A 2,254-nucleotide genomic window follows, 5' to 3' on the forward strand; every position below is an offset into this window, starting at 1 on the left:
AGCTTTTCCGTTGCGGCTTCGCCTCCACTACAAAGCTGCGCGTGTTGGCGGCGTTAAGCACCATAAGGCTCACAGATGGAAATCGAAGAAAAACAAATTACAGATGTACCTCAAATGGAAAAGAAAGAGCTCTATAAAATAGCCATCGAGACCAGAAATCTTGAAATTGGAATGTTTTGGCAACGATCCAATTATTTCATGGCCCTAAATACAGCTATTGCCATTGGTTTCTTTACTCAAAAAGCTGGCCCCTACGGTATTATCCTTGCGGCTCTTGGTGCAATTGTTTCACTTCTCTGGTTTTTTGTTAATCTTGGAGGTAAGTATTGGCAGTCCCGATGGGAGCGTCGTGCATCTATTTACGAACAAGAAGTTGCGCCTGACGCTAATTTATTCTCTGCTAGTAAAGAAACTATTCGGCAGGATGTTGAAGAGAGTCTCAATAGAGGTGAGCACAAAGGGTTTCAAAAATGGCTCGATAAAAAAATACTGAAAAAACCTTCAGTAAGCTATCAAATGATAGTTCTATCTTTCTTCTTCTTCTGTTTTTGGATTGCAGCAATGGCCGTATATATAATCGTAGGTAAAAGTGCTTAACAAGTTTGTCCAGCCGACGTTTTGGTCGTCGCTCCTTTTTGTGCATGGCCTTCGGCCATCTTTGCACAAAAATCCACTACAACCAAAACGCGGCTGACAAAGGCGTTATGCCTATGAATAAGAAACGTCTGTGGTTAGCTTCAACTGTTGCTCCAGTTACCCCAATCGTTGTGGTGATCCTTGTGCCCGCTTTGCTTACCCAAGGGCAGGCATATGGTAATGCGCTGCCGATGGCTATTTTGTTCGGCCTACTCACAAGCTACTTGGGAACCATTGCTCTGGGAGTGCCGCAGTTTCTCATGTTGCAAAGGTTCGGGCGGCTCAACCTGACTGCCTTGTCGTTAGCTGGTGCCGCTTCTGGTGTCCTGGTGTTTTCTTGTTTTCTTTATCTTTTTGGGTTGTTATTAGATTCTCAAGTAAGCATCGGAGCTACAGAAATTTTATGGGGCGCTGGTTTGGGGGTCATGGTAGCGGTTCCTTTCAGCCTGCTTTCAGGCATAACCAATGCAGGCAAGGGACGCTCCTGACGTCGCGCCCCTGCTGCAAACGTTACATGGTGAAGCCAAGCCTATGATTTCGGTGAAACTGAGGAATCTTCGTCACCAAGATAAAGAGGCTGTCATTTCTATGCTTCGAGATCCTCAGGTAATGCGGTTTCTCGGGCCTCGTCGCGCCCTGGCTGAAGATGAGGTAGATTCGTGGTTTGAGAGTGCGCTTACTAACCCGACCCGCTTCGTTGTAGCCAACGCTGATACTGACGAGTTCATTGGATTCTGCGGCATTAAACAGATGGATGGTGTTCCGGATTTCGGCTATTTCATCAGATCGGAGTTTTGGGGCAACGGCATAGCTACCAAGGCATGCGAGTTGGCAGTTGAAAGACTATCCTCCGAGATCGATTTAGATACCGTTCAGGTTTTCATCGCGGATGACAATGTGGCTAGCCAGAGAGTGGCTCAGAAACTGGGATGGCAGGCCACGCACGATGGTCCTAAGGATGGAGAGTATGGCCGATACTACCGAATCACCATGTAACCAGGCGGTCAACCGGACGCCAAAAGCGTACCGCTTTTGGTTCCCTCCGCTGCGCTCCGGCGCCGGTTACCATCAGCGTTAGCACCACAGGAGGTCACTCTGAAGCAAGCCGAAATTATTGTAGCGATTATTGGCTTTGTGCTTGCGTTCGGCGCATCTCAGGCTTCTGGGTTCCTCGTCAATCTGGAGACACCTGAGGCGAGTTCGTTCCCCTTTATAGCACCTTGGGCCAACGTTTTGATCGCCGCGTTGAATATTGTGCCGGGTATCGCAATAGGCTGGTTTGCGATGAGAAGCCCTTTCCTCATCGCGGCCTTGGTTGGCTTCTTAGTTGGCGCGCTAGACACTGCCATACTCTGGAGCAGCGTTGCCGAAATGCAACGAGATCAAGTTAACGGGATGTCTGGTCCGGGTGGAATCGACTATCTGGCTTCAGGAGTCGCCCAATCAATATACTTAAGTGCGTTTACCGCTGTCGGGGTGGTGTTTCGGCACCGCGTAAGGCGCTAACAATGTGGTCAACGGGACGCCAACTACGCTGCGCTCCGTTGGCGCCCATTACCACTTGCGTTATGAGCTCAAGGCCGAAGCATGAGTGAGCATAGAGATGCCAGTGATCGAC

Annotated in this window: 3 protein-coding genes; all 3 read left to right on the plus strand. The window is 49.2% G+C overall.

Features of this window, described 5'->3' with window-relative positions:
* Window positions 1-75: 75 nt before the first annotated feature.
* Window positions 76-597 carry a RipA family octameric membrane protein gene (locus RO069_RS14530; RefSeq protein ID WP_328188441.1) on the plus strand — a complete coding sequence of 174 codons (522 nt, stop codon included), beginning with the start codon at window positions 76-78 and terminating at the stop codon, window positions 595-597.
* A gap of 113 nt (window positions 598-710) precedes the next feature.
* Window positions 711-1,124, plus strand: a complete 414-nt coding sequence (locus tag RO069_RS14535) for a hypothetical protein (RefSeq protein ID WP_328188442.1) — start codon at window positions 711-713, stop codon at window positions 1,122-1,124.
* Window positions 1,102-1,632, plus strand: a complete 531-nt coding sequence (locus RO069_RS14540; RefSeq protein ID WP_328188443.1) for a GNAT family N-acetyltransferase — start codon at window positions 1,102-1,104, stop codon at window positions 1,630-1,632. Before RO069_RS14535 ends, RO069_RS14540 begins: the two co-directional genes overlap by 23 nt.
* Window positions 1,633-2,254: the final 622 nt, after the last annotated feature.

It is taken from the genome of Marinobacter sp. OP 3.4 (assembly GCF_036224885.1).
In the GTDB taxonomy this organism is placed as follows: domain Bacteria; phylum Pseudomonadota; class Gammaproteobacteria; order Pseudomonadales; family Oleiphilaceae; genus Marinobacter.